The organism is Streptomyces sp. NPDC051684 (assembly GCF_044453445.1).
In the GTDB taxonomy this organism is placed as follows: domain Bacteria; phylum Actinomycetota; class Actinomycetes; order Streptomycetales; family Streptomycetaceae; genus Streptomyces.
Map to the genome: position 1 here is coordinate 112528 of NZ_JBITCS010000015.1, position 13235 is coordinate 125762.

The following is a 13235-nucleotide window of genomic DNA, read 5'->3' on the forward strand; positions in this document are numbered from 1 at the left end:
GCCCGGGTGGGTGCCCGGTTCGGCGTATTTTGCATGGTGCAAATGAGCGTGTCGCCGCAGGAGTGATGAACGGGCGCGGTAGTCGTCGTGGCGTTCAAGTTCGCAGAACGCCCCTGGAGGCCCGATGGCTCCCCGCTCCGTCCGTTCCCGGCTCACCTCGCGAAAAGCGTGGTTCGGGGCGGCCGCCGTGGTCGTCCTCGCCGCGGTGAACGCGCCCGCCGTGCTCGACGTGGCCGGCGGCAAGTACCACGCGTGGAAGATCGACCAGCCGTCGTACAAGGCGAAGCGGGGTCACTGGTCGCTGGCCGACCTGCCCGACGGGCACGACCTCAACTCGATCCACGCGATCCTGCTGCGCACCGGGAAGGTGCTGCTGATCGCCGGATCCGGCAACGACGTGAAGCAGTTCAACGGCGGAGTCTTCAAGTCCACGCTGTGGGACCCGGCCGCGGACACCTTCCAGAAGATCGATACGCCCGAGGACCTGTTCTGTGCCGGGCACGCCCAACTCCCCGACGGGAAGGTCCTGGTCGCGGGCGGCACGGCCCGCTACGAAATGCTCAAGGGTGACGTGAAGCGCGCGGGCGGCGCGATGCTCGTCAAGAACGAGGACCCGGACCGGTCCCGCACCTTCCCCAAGGGCACCGTCTTCCGCTCGCCCGACGGGGCGGAGTACCGCTCGCAGTTCGAAGTGCGGGTCCCGGCGGCGAAGAAGGCCGTGAGCGCCACCGGCACGGCGAGGGTGACGGCCAGCGAGGCCCGCGTGTACGTCGAGTCGGACATCGACGGGCGCCGCGGCATCACCAACACCACCACGCAGTACGCGATCGAGGGCCTCAAGGGCGAGGATGCGGACAACTTCTACGGCATCGCCAACAAGCTGGGCCTTGACAAGAAAGACTTCCAAGGCGTCCGCGACGCCTACGAGTTCGACCCGGTGACGGAGAAGTACACCAAGGTCGACTCGATGAGCGAGGCCCGTTGGTATCCCACGCTGACCACCCTGTCGGACGGCAAGGTGCTCGCCGTGTCCGGCCTCGACGACATCGGGCAGGTCGTCCCGGGCAAGAACGAGCTGTACGACCCGGCCACCAAGACGTGGTCGAAGGCGCCCTCGCGCTACTTCCCGACGTATCCCTCCTTCTTCGTCACCGGCAAGAGCCGCGTCTTCTACTCGGGCTCCAACGCGGGCTACGGGCCCGCCGACAAGGGGCGCGCCCCGGGGCTGTGGGATCTGAGTGACAATTCCTTCATCCCCGTGCCCGGCATCGAGGACCCGGACATCCTGGAGACCTCCTCGTCCGTATTGCTGCCGCCCGCGCAGGACAACAAGGTCATGGTGCTCGGCGGGGGCGGTGTCGGAGAGTCGAAGAAGGCCACGGCCCGCACGGCGATCGTGGACCTCGACGACAAGAAGCCCGCGTTCACACGCGGTCCCGAACTCCCGCAGCAGACGCGCTACTTGAACAGCGTCCTGATGCCCGACGACACCGTCTTCACCACCGGTGGCAGCAACGACTACCGCGGGCGCGGTGCCAGCGACGTCCTGCGCTCGCAGATCTACGACCCGGAGAAGAACGCCTTTACCGAGGCCGCCGCCCCCACCGTCGGACGCAACTACCACACCGAGGCACTCCTGCTGCCCGACGGCCGGGTCGCGGTCTTCGGCTCCGACCCACTCTTCGGAGACAAGGCCAACAGTCGTCCAGGCCGCTTCGAGCAGCGCGTCGAGGTGTTCGAGCCGCCGTACCTGCACCACGGCGACCGTCCGGCCCTCAAGGTCCGGCAGGCATCGGTGCATCGCGGCGGCCGGCTCGCCCTGAAGACGCGGGACGCCGACCGGATCGCCAAGGTGCGGCTGATCCGCCCGGGTTCGGCCACCCACGTGACGGACTTCGACCAGCGTTCCATCGCCCTGGACGTCGAACGGCGCGGCGACGGAACACTCACCGCGTCCGTGCCTCGGAGCTCCTCACTCGTCCCGTCCGGCTGGTACATGGTCTTCGGCTCCGACCGGAACGGCACCCCCTCGAAGGCGGACTGGGTCCGGGTCGAGGCGACGACCTGACCGGCAAGGTGCCGCAACGGCGGAGCCTCGTGTCCATTGATTGGTCGTTCGGCCAAGGCGTACGCTTTGGTCAGTCGACCAAGGCGAGAGGTGCAGGGTGAGTGAGACGAAGCCCCAGGGCCGTCAGGGCGGCGGCGTCCGGTTCCGTGGCGTGAGCAAGACCTATGGCAGCGCCGAAGCTTCGGTCCGGGCGCTGTGCGGCATCGATCTGGACATTGAGCCGGGCGAGCTCGTCGTCGTACTCGGGCCCAGTGGTTCGGGCAAGACCACACTGCTCAACCCCATCGGAGGGATCGAGGCCGCCGACGAGGCCGCCTGACCGTCGCCGGCCAGGAACTGGCCGGGCGCAAGCCGACAGGGCTCACCGGGTTCCGGCGGGCGCACATCGGCTTCGTGTTCCCGTTCTTCAATCTGGTGCCGACACTGACCGCCCGGGAGAACATCGAGGTCATCGTCGAACTCACGGGGCGCGGTGCGCGCGCACGGGCCGCCGAACTCCTTGCCGACGTCGGCCTCGACGAGCGCATGGACCACTTCCCCGCCCAGCTCTCCGGCGGTCAGCAGCGGGTGGCCATCGCCCGCGCCCTGGTCACCGACCCGGACCTGCTGCTCGCCGACGAGCCGACCGGGGCTCTCGACACCGGGACCGGCTGCCGGATCCTGGAGCTGATGCAGCGCTGCAATCGCGAGGGGTGCACCGTGGTCATGGTCACCCACAATTCCGGCATCGCCGCCATGGCCCACCGGGTCGTACGGATGCGGGACGGGCGGGTCGAGTCCGTCGAACGGCAGGCGAACCCCGCCGACATCGCCTCCGTGACCTGGTGAGGCGCGCCATGCGACGGGTGCTGCTCACCAAGACCCGGCGCGATCTGCGGCGCAGGCTCGGCCAGTTCGCCGCCGTGACCGTCACCGTGCTGCTCGGCGTCACGCTCTTCGTCGCCAGCTACGACGCCTTCCTCAACCTCAGCGCGTCCTACGAACGCACCTATGGCCGACTGCACTTGGCTGATCTGACCGCCACCGCGCCGGACGCCCGGCCGCTCGCCGCGCAGGCGGCCGACGCGGACGGGGTCGGCGCGGTGGCCACGCGCACACAGGCCGACCTGCCGCTGACCATCACCGGGCAGAAGCTGACCGGGCGCGTCATCGGGCTGCCCGACGACGGCGGCGCTCCCGCAGTGAACCGGTTCGACCTCACCGAAGGGCGTGCACCCGCCGCCGGGGACGAAGACGGCGCCGTCGTCGAGCGGTACGCCGCCGACACGTTCGGCCTCCAACCCGGCGACCGGGTGCGCGCCTACGACGGCAGCGCCTGGCGCACCCTCACCGTGCGCGGCGTCGCCGAGTCGCCCGAGTACCTGTGGCCCGCGTCCAGCCGCCAGGAGGCGCTCACCGACCCGCACTCCTTCGCCGCGCTGTACGTGCCCGAGCCGACCGCCCGCGCACTGGCCGGCCGGAAGGCCCCGAACCAAGTGCTCGTCGAGTTCACCGCGCACACCGGATCCGCGACCGAGGACCGGGCCACCGGCGCGTTCCGGGACGCGGGTGCCGTCCATGTCGAGCCACAGCAGGACCAGCCCTCCAACGCCACACTCGCAGAGGACCTCAAGGGCTTCAACGAGATCGCCGTCGCCTTCCCGCTGCTGTTCCTGTCTGCCGCCGGGGTCGCGTCATACGTCCTGCTCACCCGGCTTGTACTGGCCGAGCGCCGCGTCATCGGTACGCTGCTCGCCGCCGGGGCGGCGCGCGGCGCCGTCGTACGCCACTACCTGAGCCACTCCGTCATCACCTGCACCGCCGGGGCCGTCCCCGGCGTCGGGGCCGGCGCCGTGGCCACCGACGCCATGACCCGCGCCTACACCTCAGAACTCGGCATCCCGGACACGGTTGTGGGACGGCACCCGGCAACAGCCCTGCTGGGTGTGGCGTTCGAGCTCGTCGTGGGCCTGGTGGCGGGGCGCGCCGGCGCTCGCGGCGGCCCGGCCGGTTCGGTGCGGCTCTCGCCCGTGCCCGGCGCCTCCCGGCGAGCAGGCGGATGGCGCTGCGCGACCTGGGCCGCAGCAAGCGCCGCACCCTGGCCACCATGAGTGGAGCCGTGCTCGCACTGGTACTCGTCCTGACCTCCGTCGGCATGCTCACCACCATGCGCACGATGGTGCGCACCCAGTTCGACGAGGTCCAGCGGCAGGATGCCACCGTGACCGTCACCGCGCAGGCCGCTTCCTCCCACACGGCGGACCGGCTGGGCGCCCTGGACGGCGTCACGGCCGTGGAGCCGTCGATGCAGGCGCCTGTGACCGTCGCCGCGGCAGACGCAGTAGGCGGCGATGCACACGGGGACTCGTACGGCACCTCCCTGACCGGGTACCGGCCCGACACCGACATGCACGGCTTCCCGGGTCGGGACGGGCGCCCACGCGGCCTGCCCGCCGAGGGAGTGCTCGCGGGCTCGGCGCTCGCCGACCGGCTGCACGTCACGGCAGGGAACCGGCTCACGATCACCACCGCCGGAGGGAAGGCGCACCGGGTGGCCCTCGCCGGATTCGTCGAGGAACCCATGGGCACCTCGCTCTACGGATCCCTGGACACGGTCCGCGCGGCGACCGGCGCCCCGGCCGACAGCTTGCTGCTTCGCTTCACGGACGACGCCGACCGCGACCGGCTGCGGACCCAGATCTCCGGCCTCGGCGGTGTGGTCGCCTACACCGACTCCCAGGCGCTGCGCGCGCAGGTGGACGGCTATCTGGGCCTGTTCTGGATCTTCACCGGCATGATGCTGATCCTCGGCGGCATCCTCGCTTTCGCGGTGATCTACGTGACGATGACGGTCAACATCGCCGAACGCACCGGCGAACTGGCCACTCTGCGCGCCTCCGGCGTGCCGCTGCGTCGGGTGGCCGGGGCGCTGGCCGCCGAGAATCTGACGGCCACGGTCCTCGCGGTGCCGGTCGGCCTGGCCGTGGGCACGGTGGTGGCGTGGGCGTTCATGCGGTCGTTCAGCAGTGACCTGTTCACGATGCGGCTCGACCTCGGATGGCCCACGCTGCTCTTGGCCGCGGTCGGCGTCGTCGGGGCCGCCGCCGTGTCGCAGCTGCCCGCCGTGCGGGCGGTGCGCCGGCTCGACATCGCGCGGGTGGTGCGGGAACGGGCCCAGTGACCCGGAGAGTCGGCAGGCCGTGGTTTGCCCGGCTCACGTGGCCGACCATACGCTTTGGTCGAACGCCTAAGTCGCATGAGCGCGGAGAGGGGACAGCATGGCGCCGACCTCGCAGGAAGCCGGTCGCGAGACGCGCGCGCGGCTACTGCGTGCCGCGGCCGAGCTGATCGTCGAGGACGGCTGGGGTGCGGTGTCCACCCGCCGGGTCGCCGACCGGGCCAAGGTGCGCCCTGCTCTGGTGCACTACCACTTCCGTTCCGTGGACAATCTGCTGATCGAGGCCGCCCTCGGCGCGTTGCGCGAGGAGGTCGGCGCACTCCTGGCCGGAATCCAGGAGGGGGTCGACGGCGGAGTGAGCCTCGAGTTCTTCCTGGCGGAGGTCGCCCGCTATGCGGCGGGCGGTGAGAACACCACGCTGTTCAGCGAGACACTCCTGGCCGCGACCCGGCACGAGCGACTGCGCGCGGAGCTGGGCGAGATTCTCGGCGAGTGCCGATCCGCGCTGACCCGGTGGGTGGCCAGGCAGAACGGGACGGGCGACGCGGAGGCCACGGCCGTGCTGCTGCTGGCGGTCCTCGACGGCCTGGTGCTGCACCGGATCATCGACCCCGGGCTGGGGGCGGTCCCGCTGCTGGGCCCCATGCGCCGCCTCGCGGGCATTGCGGCCGCGGACGAGCGAAACGTGGCGGACGGCTGATGGCGCAGCCGTCGCACGGGCCGGTGCCCGTGCCCGGCACCCTCACACGGTGAGCCGGAAGGAGCGCACGGTCGTCACTGCTGTCACGGCGGCGAACAGGGAGGCGAGCGCGGCCAGTCGGAGTCCGGCCGTGCGCAGTTCGCCGGGTGCGGCGAGACCGCGTGTCGGTGCCCGCTGCTTGGGGTCGTAGACCACCGCGAGCTGCTCGCCCGGCTGTTTCGCGGCGGTGCATCCGCGCCATACCTGTGTGGTGAGCGGTTCGGTCGCCGTGCCGCCCGAGACCGAACAGAGGCGACGCGCCGCGGAGTGAGCCGCCTCTTCGGCCCTCTCCACCGCCGTGACATGCAAGGACTCCACTCGTCCCCGTGTCTTCAGCGCCACGCCGGCGGCGATCTGCGGTGTCGTGAGCGCGAGGCATACGCCAAGTGCGGCGACGACGCCGATCAGCGCGCGACCGGCGCGAACCGTGGCCAGGTGGACGAGCACCACGCCGAGGACGAAGAGCCCGACCTCGCCGCTGCCCAGTGCGGGCGGGCGGCCCGGCAGGCCGATGAACTCGGCGGGACCCCACAGTGTGGTCCGGAGATGGTCGACAAGGTTCTGCCCGGATGGGGGCGCCAGCGGCGATCCTGTTCACCTCGCATGAGCCCCTCCCTCAAAACGACCGGCCATCACCCTTGCATTATGCAAAATGAGGGCAGCTTGTGTGAAGGCGGTGTGGTGAAGGCGGGTCAGGTGCTGTGTCCCGACGGCAGGTTGGCCCAGCCCAGCGGGTGCGGATCGGTATCAGTGCCGTCCGGGGCGGGAGGTTCACCACCGGCTTCGTTGAACGCGGTCAGGGCATCGACCAGCGAGGCCCGGTGCTCCGGTGCGAGGCGTTCCACGATCCCGGCGATCTCCTGACAGCGTCGCATGGTCACGTTCTCCACGGTCAGTCGACCTTCGTCGGTCAGCTGCAACAGGGTCTCGCGCCGGTTGTCCGGATTGATCTGCCGGTCCGCGAGCCCGGCGGCGATCAACCGGTCCACCATGCGCATCGCGGTCGAGGGCGCCACGTGCAACAGCTCGGCGAGCGCCACGAGTTTGGTCGCGCCCCGGGTCGAGAGAACCACCAGCATGCGGAACTGTGGAAGCGTGACGCGGTCCTCGACCTCCGCGAGCGACCTCGCCGAGACCGCGACGAGCAGCCGCGACGCCGTCAGCACGGCGCGGGTCACCGCATCGACATCGTCCATGACCCCGAGCGGGGCGCTGTGCTTCGCCATGTCCTCTTTCTATCGCGCCTGCGCGGATGCGCAATCATCTGTTCCGCCTCTGCCGCAACTCATTGCCCGCCCTTTGCGTCCTCAGGCCGGTGATAGCGCAGCAGGAGCATCGCGGCGTCGTCATGCAGGGGACCCGCCGCATGGCGGACCACGTCCTCGCGCAGGATCTCCAAAGCACCCTGTGCGTCCTCACAGGCGAGCAGAGCCGGCGCACGTTCGGGGAGTGGATAGAAGGCCCCGGTGGCGTCACGGGCCTCGGTCACCCCGTCCGTGTACAGCAGGAGTTGCTGGCCGGGCCGGAATTCGACCGGGTACGGGGCCGGGGAGTCGCCGCCGTGCATCCCCAGGCCGAGCGGAAGCGCGAACGCGGGCGGTTCCGGCAGGTCGACCGTGCCGTCCTCGCGAAGGAGAAGCGGTGGCGGATGGCCGTGATTGAGGAACACGACCTGCTCCGTCTGCGGCCGTACCTCGGCCAGGATCGCGGTGACGAACTTCTCTCCATTGGCCTCGCGCGCCATGCTGCGCTCGAGTCGGGCGCCGATGGCCGACAGGTCCGGCTCCTCGTGCGCGGCCTCCCGAAAGGTACCCAGGACGACAGCCGCGGTTTCGACGGCGGCAAGTCCCTTGCCCTGCACGTCACCGACGATGACCCGGATTCCGTGCGGCGAGGCGACCACCTCGTACAGGTCGCCGCCGATGCGGGCCTCGGCCAGGGCGGAGGTGTACGACACCGCGACTCTGAGTGGTCCCGCGCTGCGGGGGACCGGCCGCAGCAGGACTCGCTGTGCGACCTCCGCGATCGATCTGACGCTGGCCAACTCCGCTTCGCGCCGCCGTCGCATGACGGCGGCTGCGACCCCGGTCGCGGTGACGCCGGCCACCGACAACATCGCCGTGTACCCCCGTCGGGTTTCGAACAGCCCGTCGTACAGCCCCAGGCTCGCACAGAGCACCAGCGCGACCACGCCGGTCAGCATGGTGCGCCGCCATGTGCCGATCAGCCCGGCGAAGGCGGGCCCGAGTGACACCAGCGGAAGAAACCCCACTTCAGGACCGGCTGTGAGGTCCACCCCGGCCACAACCGCCATTGCCGCGACGGGCAGCCAGGACAGAACCAGCTGTCGGTCCTGTCCCTCGACGATGGTGGCCATGGTGCTCCCGGCGGTGTTGCTTCGGCGTGCGAGCCGCCTTCGCCGAGCGACCCTCCCCCCGAGCTTTAGACTATGCAAAGATTGCCTCGCCTCACGGGAACGGACGGGGAGCCGTTACCCAATCGAGTCCGCTGTCCGCAGCACCGTCTTGGGGAAGGCGATGGCATGACGACACCCGAACGCACCACACCGAACCGCCCTGAACTGCCACGGGGGTGGACGCGTCGCCTCGCCCGGCTTCCCATCGGCCTCTATCGGATGGGCCTTGGCCCCCTGTTCGGCAGGCGGCTCCTGCTGTTGCACCACACCGGGCGGGTCAGCGGCCTCGACCGTCGGGTCGTCCTGGAGGTCGTCGCCCACGATTCCGTCGACGGAACCTGGATTCTCGCCTCCGGCTTCGGTCCCAAAGCCGCCTGGTTCCAAAACCTGCGCGCAACCCCGAAGACCGAAATCCAGGTCGGCAACCGCCACTACGCCGTCACTGCCCACTTCCTGACCCCGGAGGAAGGAAGCGACATCATGGCGCGGTACGCGCCCCGGCATCCACGGGCCGCCCGCCGGCTGTGCGCTTTCATGGGAATCGAGGTCGACGGCACCGCGGACTCCTACCGTCGTGCAGGGCGGCAGATACCGTTCGTACGCCTGGAGTCGGCGGAGTGGGGGAGACGGTGAACCGAGACGAACCGTCCTCGCCCGGCTCCCTTCCCGAGGAAGTCTGGCAGCGATTCCTGGAGGACGACGAGCACGCGATACGACGCACCGCCCCTCGGGAGCCGGCCGCGCACGACCGCGCGTCCAGTGCGGTGCGACCGTGCGCGGACCCACTGGGCGCCCCCGGGCGGACCGGCTTCGTGGGCGAACCGTGGCAGCCCAAAGAACGTACGGCTTCAGAGGCATGGGCTCACATCGGGGGCCGGGCGCGTCGCCGTCACGCCGCCCGCGTCGGTGGCGCCGCCACCGTACTGCTGGTGATTCTGGCCATCATGTGCCGCGCGCCCGCCGGTTCATCGGCCGACACCGATCGGCCGGGCGGCGTCATGCTGCAGCAGTCCGAGGACATCCCGAGCGAGCACCCGACGGCGAATACGAAGCCGTCCCGAGCGAGGCCCGGCCCGACGTCCGCGGAGCTGCAAACACCCTCTCGACCGGCCGTTCGGAACACCTGACCCTGCGCGAGCCGCTTGCCCCGTGCCACCGCACGACCGCCACCTCACCGTGTCACCCCGGAGTTCATACCGATGACGTTGCCACCGATACGCAACCGCCGACCCTCCGGCCGCCGCCCCTGGACCTGCCCCGTGCCGCCCGGCCGACCCTTCGGGCGACAGGCGACGGTGGTCGTGCACGAGCCCTCGGCCCCCGACGGCCGTCAGGTCTCTGTTCAGGGCCTGGTCATCGCGACAGTGCATGACGTCCCGGACGTGCTGCGACTGATCCGGAACTTCGGGATCGTTCTCGAGCCGGGGGAAGTCGACAGGACGCCGCTGATCGAATGGCGCGGGGGAGGTTCGTGCGTGTGGGGCCGCTCCTGCTGAATGAGGCGTGTCAGGCGTGGGTGCCGGACAGGGCGATGACGACGTCGTCGGGGTCGTTCTCATGGCGACGGTCTCGCCCGGTGGCGTCCGCTTCAGTGTGTTCGGCTTGATGGAGTGCCCGTCGATCGTGCCGGCGAAGACCAGGATCATCACGTCGACCAGGGCGGCCATGGGGATGTCGGAGACGACCGGCCCGAGCACGCTTGACAGCACCAACAGGAATGCGCCCGCCAGGAAGCCCCTCAGGCACGTAACTCGTCAAGCCAGGGTGGTCGTTGTTCGAGCATGCGCCGGTAGCGTTATGGACATGCCCGAGGCGTGGATCGGCTTCAACTCTCGTGATCGGAAGCGATACTGGTGGCGGGCCGGCATCCTGACGCTGGCGCTCGGTGTTGTGATCGTGGCAATGAGCCTGACCATGCATGAGCCGGGCAAGTGGTGGTGGGTCGGTGGCCTAGGGGCCTTCTCCGCAGTCGCGGTGTTGAGCACGATCAACTCGATCTATGGCCAGACCTTTCTGACCACGACAGGGATGCAGTTCCGCACCTTCGTCCGCAGGCGAGTGGTTCCCTGGAGCGAGGTCGCGCGCATCGAAAAACGGCAGCGGGTTTCACGGAGCGGAACCTGGTCGGACCTTCGTGCCATCAGGACCCATGGACGCTCGCTCACGATTCCGGGGACCCTCACCAACCGCGTAATGGATGCGGAACTTGAGCGGAAGCAGGCCGTCATCCAAGAGCGCTGGTCCCTGTCAATCGGTGGCTGAGGGTCTCATGCTGCGAGAGCCGCAGTTGCGACGGTGGGGAGGCGACGGCCTCCTCGAATGGCTGGCCGTGCTTAAGGCAGTGGTAGAGCGGCCAAGCATGCGGTTGGAGAGGTTCCTCTGTGTTGCAGCGTGCCAGTCGCCGTGGCCGTCGCAGCGCCTGCGGTAGTGGGCTTTGGCGCCCGGTGAGGCGGTAATGGCAGAGAAGGCCCAGAGGTAGCCGGCGTGGTTGAGGCGGTTGTTCTTCACCCATCGGGACGTCATCGTGCTCACGCAGCAGGGACCTGAGCTGGTTGGAGATCTGCTGCCGGTCCCATGTCGCATCTGGGTCGCGCGGGCCGCCCCACTCAGTCCGGGGGCTGCAAGGGGTGCGCCGGCCAGTTGAGCAGACGGGCCCCCAACACGGCGGTCTGCAGGGCGTACCGCTGATCCGGGACCGCGGGGTCGTAGCCCGTCAGGGTCCGGACCCGGGCCATGCGGTAGGCGACAGCCCGGACACTGAGCCCGAGTCGGCGGGCAGTGACGGTGTGCGCGCAACTGCTTTCGAAGTAGGCGCTGAGCGTGCGCAGAAGCGTCCCCGCGCCGCCGCGGGCCTGCTCCAGTCCGCCCAGGACGGTGGCGACCAGGTCCGTGATGGCCGCACGGTCCCGGCCCAGGACCTGAAAGACCAGGAGTTCGGAAGCGTGGATCACGGGCGCCGGCATGGCCAGGCGCGCGGCGATGTCCAGGGTCTCCCGTGCTTCGCGGTAGGCGAGCGCGACGCCGCTCGCCCCCGGACGAGGCCGGCTGATGGCCACCTGCGGGTGCGAGGCCGCCGAGCCATGGACCCGCCGCCCGAACCGCTCGCAGATGTCCGCGTCGGATCCCGCTGACACACAGACAAGAAGCTCGTCCCTGGCCGCGACCAGGCAGGCAGAGCGGCCCTTGCTGCGGCAGGAGGTCATCGCCTCCTCCACGTAGCGTGTGGCTGCGTCGGTCGCGGCAAAGGGTGCCTCGGCCCGGGCCACGGCGACTCGGTGCGGCCCGGTGAGCTGGAAGCCGATGCTGTGCGCGCGCTCCGCCTGACGGCCCAGGTCCTCGGTGCCGCGCAGGAGGCCGTCCAGGAACACATGGCGCATCTCTTCCTCGTGGCGGATCGCCGCGCGGTGCCCGGATTCATAGCCCTCGGTGAGAGCGATCGTCGTGTCGCGCACGAGGCGCAGGACGTGCGCGGGGATCGGTGCGGTCCCTGGGAGTGCCGGATGTGCGATGTCGTGGTCGTCGACCCTCAGATGGGCCTCCACAAGTGTGCGCAAGGGCGTGCCGTTCTCGGCCGCACGTGCCGCGAGCTCGTGAAGACGGGCACGGTCGTCGTCATCGAGTGCGTTCACCGGAACCACCTCGTCACGTTCGCCGGGTCATACGCTTTGCCTGCGACCGGCCACTACTTTGCTTTTACTTTGCCATGGGTCGGCAAGGAAGAACACCTTCAGTTGTCAGCAGGTGCACAGGTCCGGCAAGGGTTTCCGTACCTGGGCCGGGTAGGTCTCCGTTGCCAGACCTTCCGAGGCACCGCACAGGGCGGCGCATGAACCGCTCCGTCCTCCGCCAGGCGCCCTGGACCGATCCATGGACGAGCACCGACTGCCCGGGAGTCGCCATGCGCGTACGTGAACTTGCCGAGCCCTGCACATTCATCGACCCGCGCGAGCCCCTCACCGCCGCTGCCGACCTGCTGGCGGATCAGCGACTTCCGGCACTCCTCATCCAGGGTGCGCGAGGACGTCCGACCGGCATGCTGAGTGCGGGCCAGCTGATCGGAGCGTGTCTGCCTTCCTACGTCGCACTGGACCCGTTGCTCGCCCGCGTCGTCGACGAGGCGCACGCCGACCAGCTGCGTGTGGTGCCCGGGCGAGTGGTCGCCGACTGCCGTGCGGCGGGCCGGGCCCGCCCGCCGTCCATCGCCGTGGACCGTACGGTCATGGAGCTGGCCGAGGTGATGGCGCGTACGGACGCTCCGCTGGTGGTCGTGACGGAGCCCGGTGCCGACGGCGATGCCCGGCCGGTGGGCGCCGTGACGGCCGCGCGCCTGCTGGCATCGCTGCGCCAAGGGCCGCTCCGCTGACCGGCGTTGCGATGGTGCAGCGTGCGCTGTGACGATCACTCGCGTATTCGTCCGACCGTTCCTGACGCTCATGGTCCCAGGTGGTTGTCATGAATCCTGAGATGGACGACCGGCGCATCCTCGCGCTGCTCGAACGGCAGCTGGCGGAGCAGGACCCCGCACTGGTTTCGATCATGGAGGCGTTGAACCGGCAGTTTGCCGATGAGCCCGCGGCGCAGTCCAGTGACCGTCACGAGGCAACGCAGAAGCGGCGCCCGCGGTGGGTGAAGGCCGCCACGATCTACGTGGTCGTCGCCTTCCTGGGAATCCTTCTCACCGCCATCCTCAACGGCGGCGGCACCGCCCCGGACGAGCAGGACACCGACCCGGTACGGGGCCCCGCCACGCTGTCCTCTCAGACGGACCGCCGCGGGCCGAGAAAACGGCCGCGCCGACGGGCGCCTGGCCCTGGCCGTGGTCCTTCCCGCCCGCGAGACGGTCGTGCCAGCGGTT

Annotated in this window: 12 protein-coding genes and 2 pseudogenes; 8 read left to right on the forward strand and 6 right to left on the reverse strand. The window is 70.0% G+C overall.

Annotation, left to right across the window (positions count from 1 at the left end; translation table 11 throughout):
- Positions 1-124: 124 nt before the first annotated feature.
- The 6 genes from ACIA8D_RS19700 (at position 125) to ACIA8D_RS19725 (ending at position 5925) form a co-directional block, all read left to right on the forward strand.
- Positions 125-2068, forward strand: a complete 1944-nt coding sequence (locus ACIA8D_RS19700; RefSeq protein WP_399233760.1) for a galactose oxidase-like domain-containing protein — start codon at positions 125-127, stop codon at positions 2066-2068.
- 97 nt (positions 2069-2165) lie between these two features.
- Positions 2166-2387: an ATP-binding cassette domain-containing protein gene (locus ACIA8D_RS19705; RefSeq protein ID WP_399233762.1), complete on the forward strand. Its 222-nt coding sequence runs from the start codon at positions 2166-2168 to the stop codon at positions 2385-2387.
- Between the two features lie 17 nt (positions 2388-2404).
- Positions 2405-2896 carry an ABC transporter ATP-binding protein gene (locus tag ACIA8D_RS19710; RefSeq protein WP_399233928.1) on the forward strand — a complete coding sequence of 164 codons (492 nt, stop codon included), beginning with the start codon at positions 2405-2407 and terminating at the stop codon, positions 2894-2896.
- A gap of 8 nt (positions 2897-2904) precedes the next feature.
- The gene (locus ACIA8D_RS19715) at positions 2905-4158 is read left to right on the forward strand and encodes an FtsX-like permease family protein (protein ID WP_399233764.1); all 1254 of its coding nucleotides are present in this window, start codon (positions 2905-2907) and stop codon (positions 4156-4158) included.
- On the forward strand, positions 4155-5228 hold the full coding sequence (locus tag ACIA8D_RS19720) for an ABC transporter permease (RefSeq protein WP_399233766.1): 1074 nt from the start codon (positions 4155-4157) through the stop codon (positions 5226-5228). The genes ACIA8D_RS19715 and ACIA8D_RS19720 overlap by 4 nt, the downstream gene beginning before the upstream one ends.
- 97 nt (positions 5229-5325) lie before the next feature.
- Positions 5326-5925, forward strand: a complete 600-nt coding sequence (locus ACIA8D_RS19725) for a TetR/AcrR family transcriptional regulator (protein ID WP_399233768.1) — start codon at positions 5326-5328, stop codon at positions 5923-5925.
- A 42-nt stretch (positions 5926-5967) separates the two neighbouring features.
- Here ACIA8D_RS19725 and ACIA8D_RS19730 read toward each other — a convergent pair whose 3' ends face one another.
- The 3 genes from ACIA8D_RS19730 to ACIA8D_RS19740 all read right to left on the reverse strand — a co-directional run bounded on the left by ACIA8D_RS19730 (position 5968) and on the right by ACIA8D_RS19740 (position 8341).
- Entirely contained in the window at positions 5968-6414 is a 447-nt protein-coding gene (locus ACIA8D_RS19730) for a hypothetical protein (RefSeq protein WP_399233770.1), read from the reverse strand.
- 242 nt (positions 6415-6656) lie between these two features.
- Positions 6657-7160 (reverse strand): MarR family winged helix-turn-helix transcriptional regulator, encoded by a 504-nt coding sequence (locus tag ACIA8D_RS19735; RefSeq protein ID WP_399233930.1) that lies wholly within the window; start codon positions 7158-7160, stop codon positions 6657-6659.
- An 89-nt stretch (positions 7161-7249) separates the two neighbouring features.
- Positions 7250-8341, reverse strand: coding sequence for a PP2C family protein-serine/threonine phosphatase (locus ACIA8D_RS19740; protein ID WP_399233773.1), 1092 nt, complete (start codon positions 8339-8341; stop codon positions 7250-7252).
- A 165-nt stretch (positions 8342-8506) separates the two neighbouring features.
- On the opposite strand from ACIA8D_RS19740, the gene ACIA8D_RS19745 reads away from it, so the two are divergent.
- Positions 8507-9013, forward strand: a complete 507-nt coding sequence (locus tag ACIA8D_RS19745) for a nitroreductase family deazaflavin-dependent oxidoreductase (RefSeq protein WP_399233775.1) — start codon at positions 8507-8509, stop codon at positions 9011-9013.
- 914 nt (positions 9014-9927) lie between these two features.
- Here the strand turns inward: ACIA8D_RS19745 and ACIA8D_RS19750 are convergent.
- The 3 genes and pseudogenes from ACIA8D_RS19750 to ACIA8D_RS19760 all read right to left on the reverse strand — a co-directional run.
- Positions 9928-10128: pseudogene (locus tag ACIA8D_RS19750) on the reverse strand (sodium-independent anion transporter); the annotation flags it as partial.
- Positions 10129-10604: 476 nt separating this feature from the next.
- A pseudogene (locus ACIA8D_RS19755) lies at positions 10605-10894 on the reverse strand (hypothetical protein); the annotation flags it as partial.
- 92 nt (positions 10895-10986) lie between these two features.
- Positions 10987-12009 carry a PucR family transcriptional regulator gene (locus ACIA8D_RS19760; protein ID WP_399233777.1) on the reverse strand — a complete coding sequence of 341 codons (1023 nt, stop codon included), beginning with the start codon at positions 12007-12009 and terminating at the stop codon, positions 10987-10989.
- 269 nt (positions 12010-12278) lie between these two features.
- Here ACIA8D_RS19760 and ACIA8D_RS19765 point away from each other — a divergent pair, with 269 nt between their 5' ends.
- On the forward strand, positions 12279-12743 hold the full coding sequence (locus tag ACIA8D_RS19765) for a hypothetical protein (protein ID WP_399233778.1): 465 nt from the start codon (positions 12279-12281) through the stop codon (positions 12741-12743).
- Positions 12744-13235: the final 492 nt, after the last annotated feature.

Coding starts and splice junctions, on each gene's coding strand:
- ACIA8D_RS19700 (WP_399233760.1), top strand. CDS start 125: ATGGCTCCCCGCTCCGTCCGTTCCCGGCTCACCTCGCGAAAAGCGTGG.
- ACIA8D_RS19715 (WP_399233764.1), top strand. CDS start 2,905: ATGCGACGGGTGCTGCTCACCAAGACCCGGCGCGATCTGCGGCGCAGG.
- ACIA8D_RS19720 (WP_399233766.1), top strand. CDS start 4,155: ATGAGTGGAGCCGTGCTCGCACTGGTACTCGTCCTGACCTCCGTCGGC.
- ACIA8D_RS19725 (WP_399233768.1), top strand. CDS start 5,326: ATGGCGCCGACCTCGCAGGAAGCCGGTCGCGAGACGCGCGCGCGGCTA.
- ACIA8D_RS19735 (WP_399233930.1), bottom strand. CDS start 7,160: ATGGACGATGTCGATGCGGTGACCCGCGCCGTGCTGACGGCGTCGCGG.
- ACIA8D_RS19740 (WP_399233773.1), bottom strand. CDS start 8,341: ATGGCCACCATCGTCGAGGGACAGGACCGACAGCTGGTTCTGTCCTGG.
- ACIA8D_RS19745 (WP_399233775.1), top strand. CDS start 8,507: ATGACGACACCCGAACGCACCACACCGAACCGCCCTGAACTGCCACGG.
- ACIA8D_RS19765 (WP_399233778.1), top strand. CDS start 12,279: ATGCGCGTACGTGAACTTGCCGAGCCCTGCACATTCATCGACCCGCGC.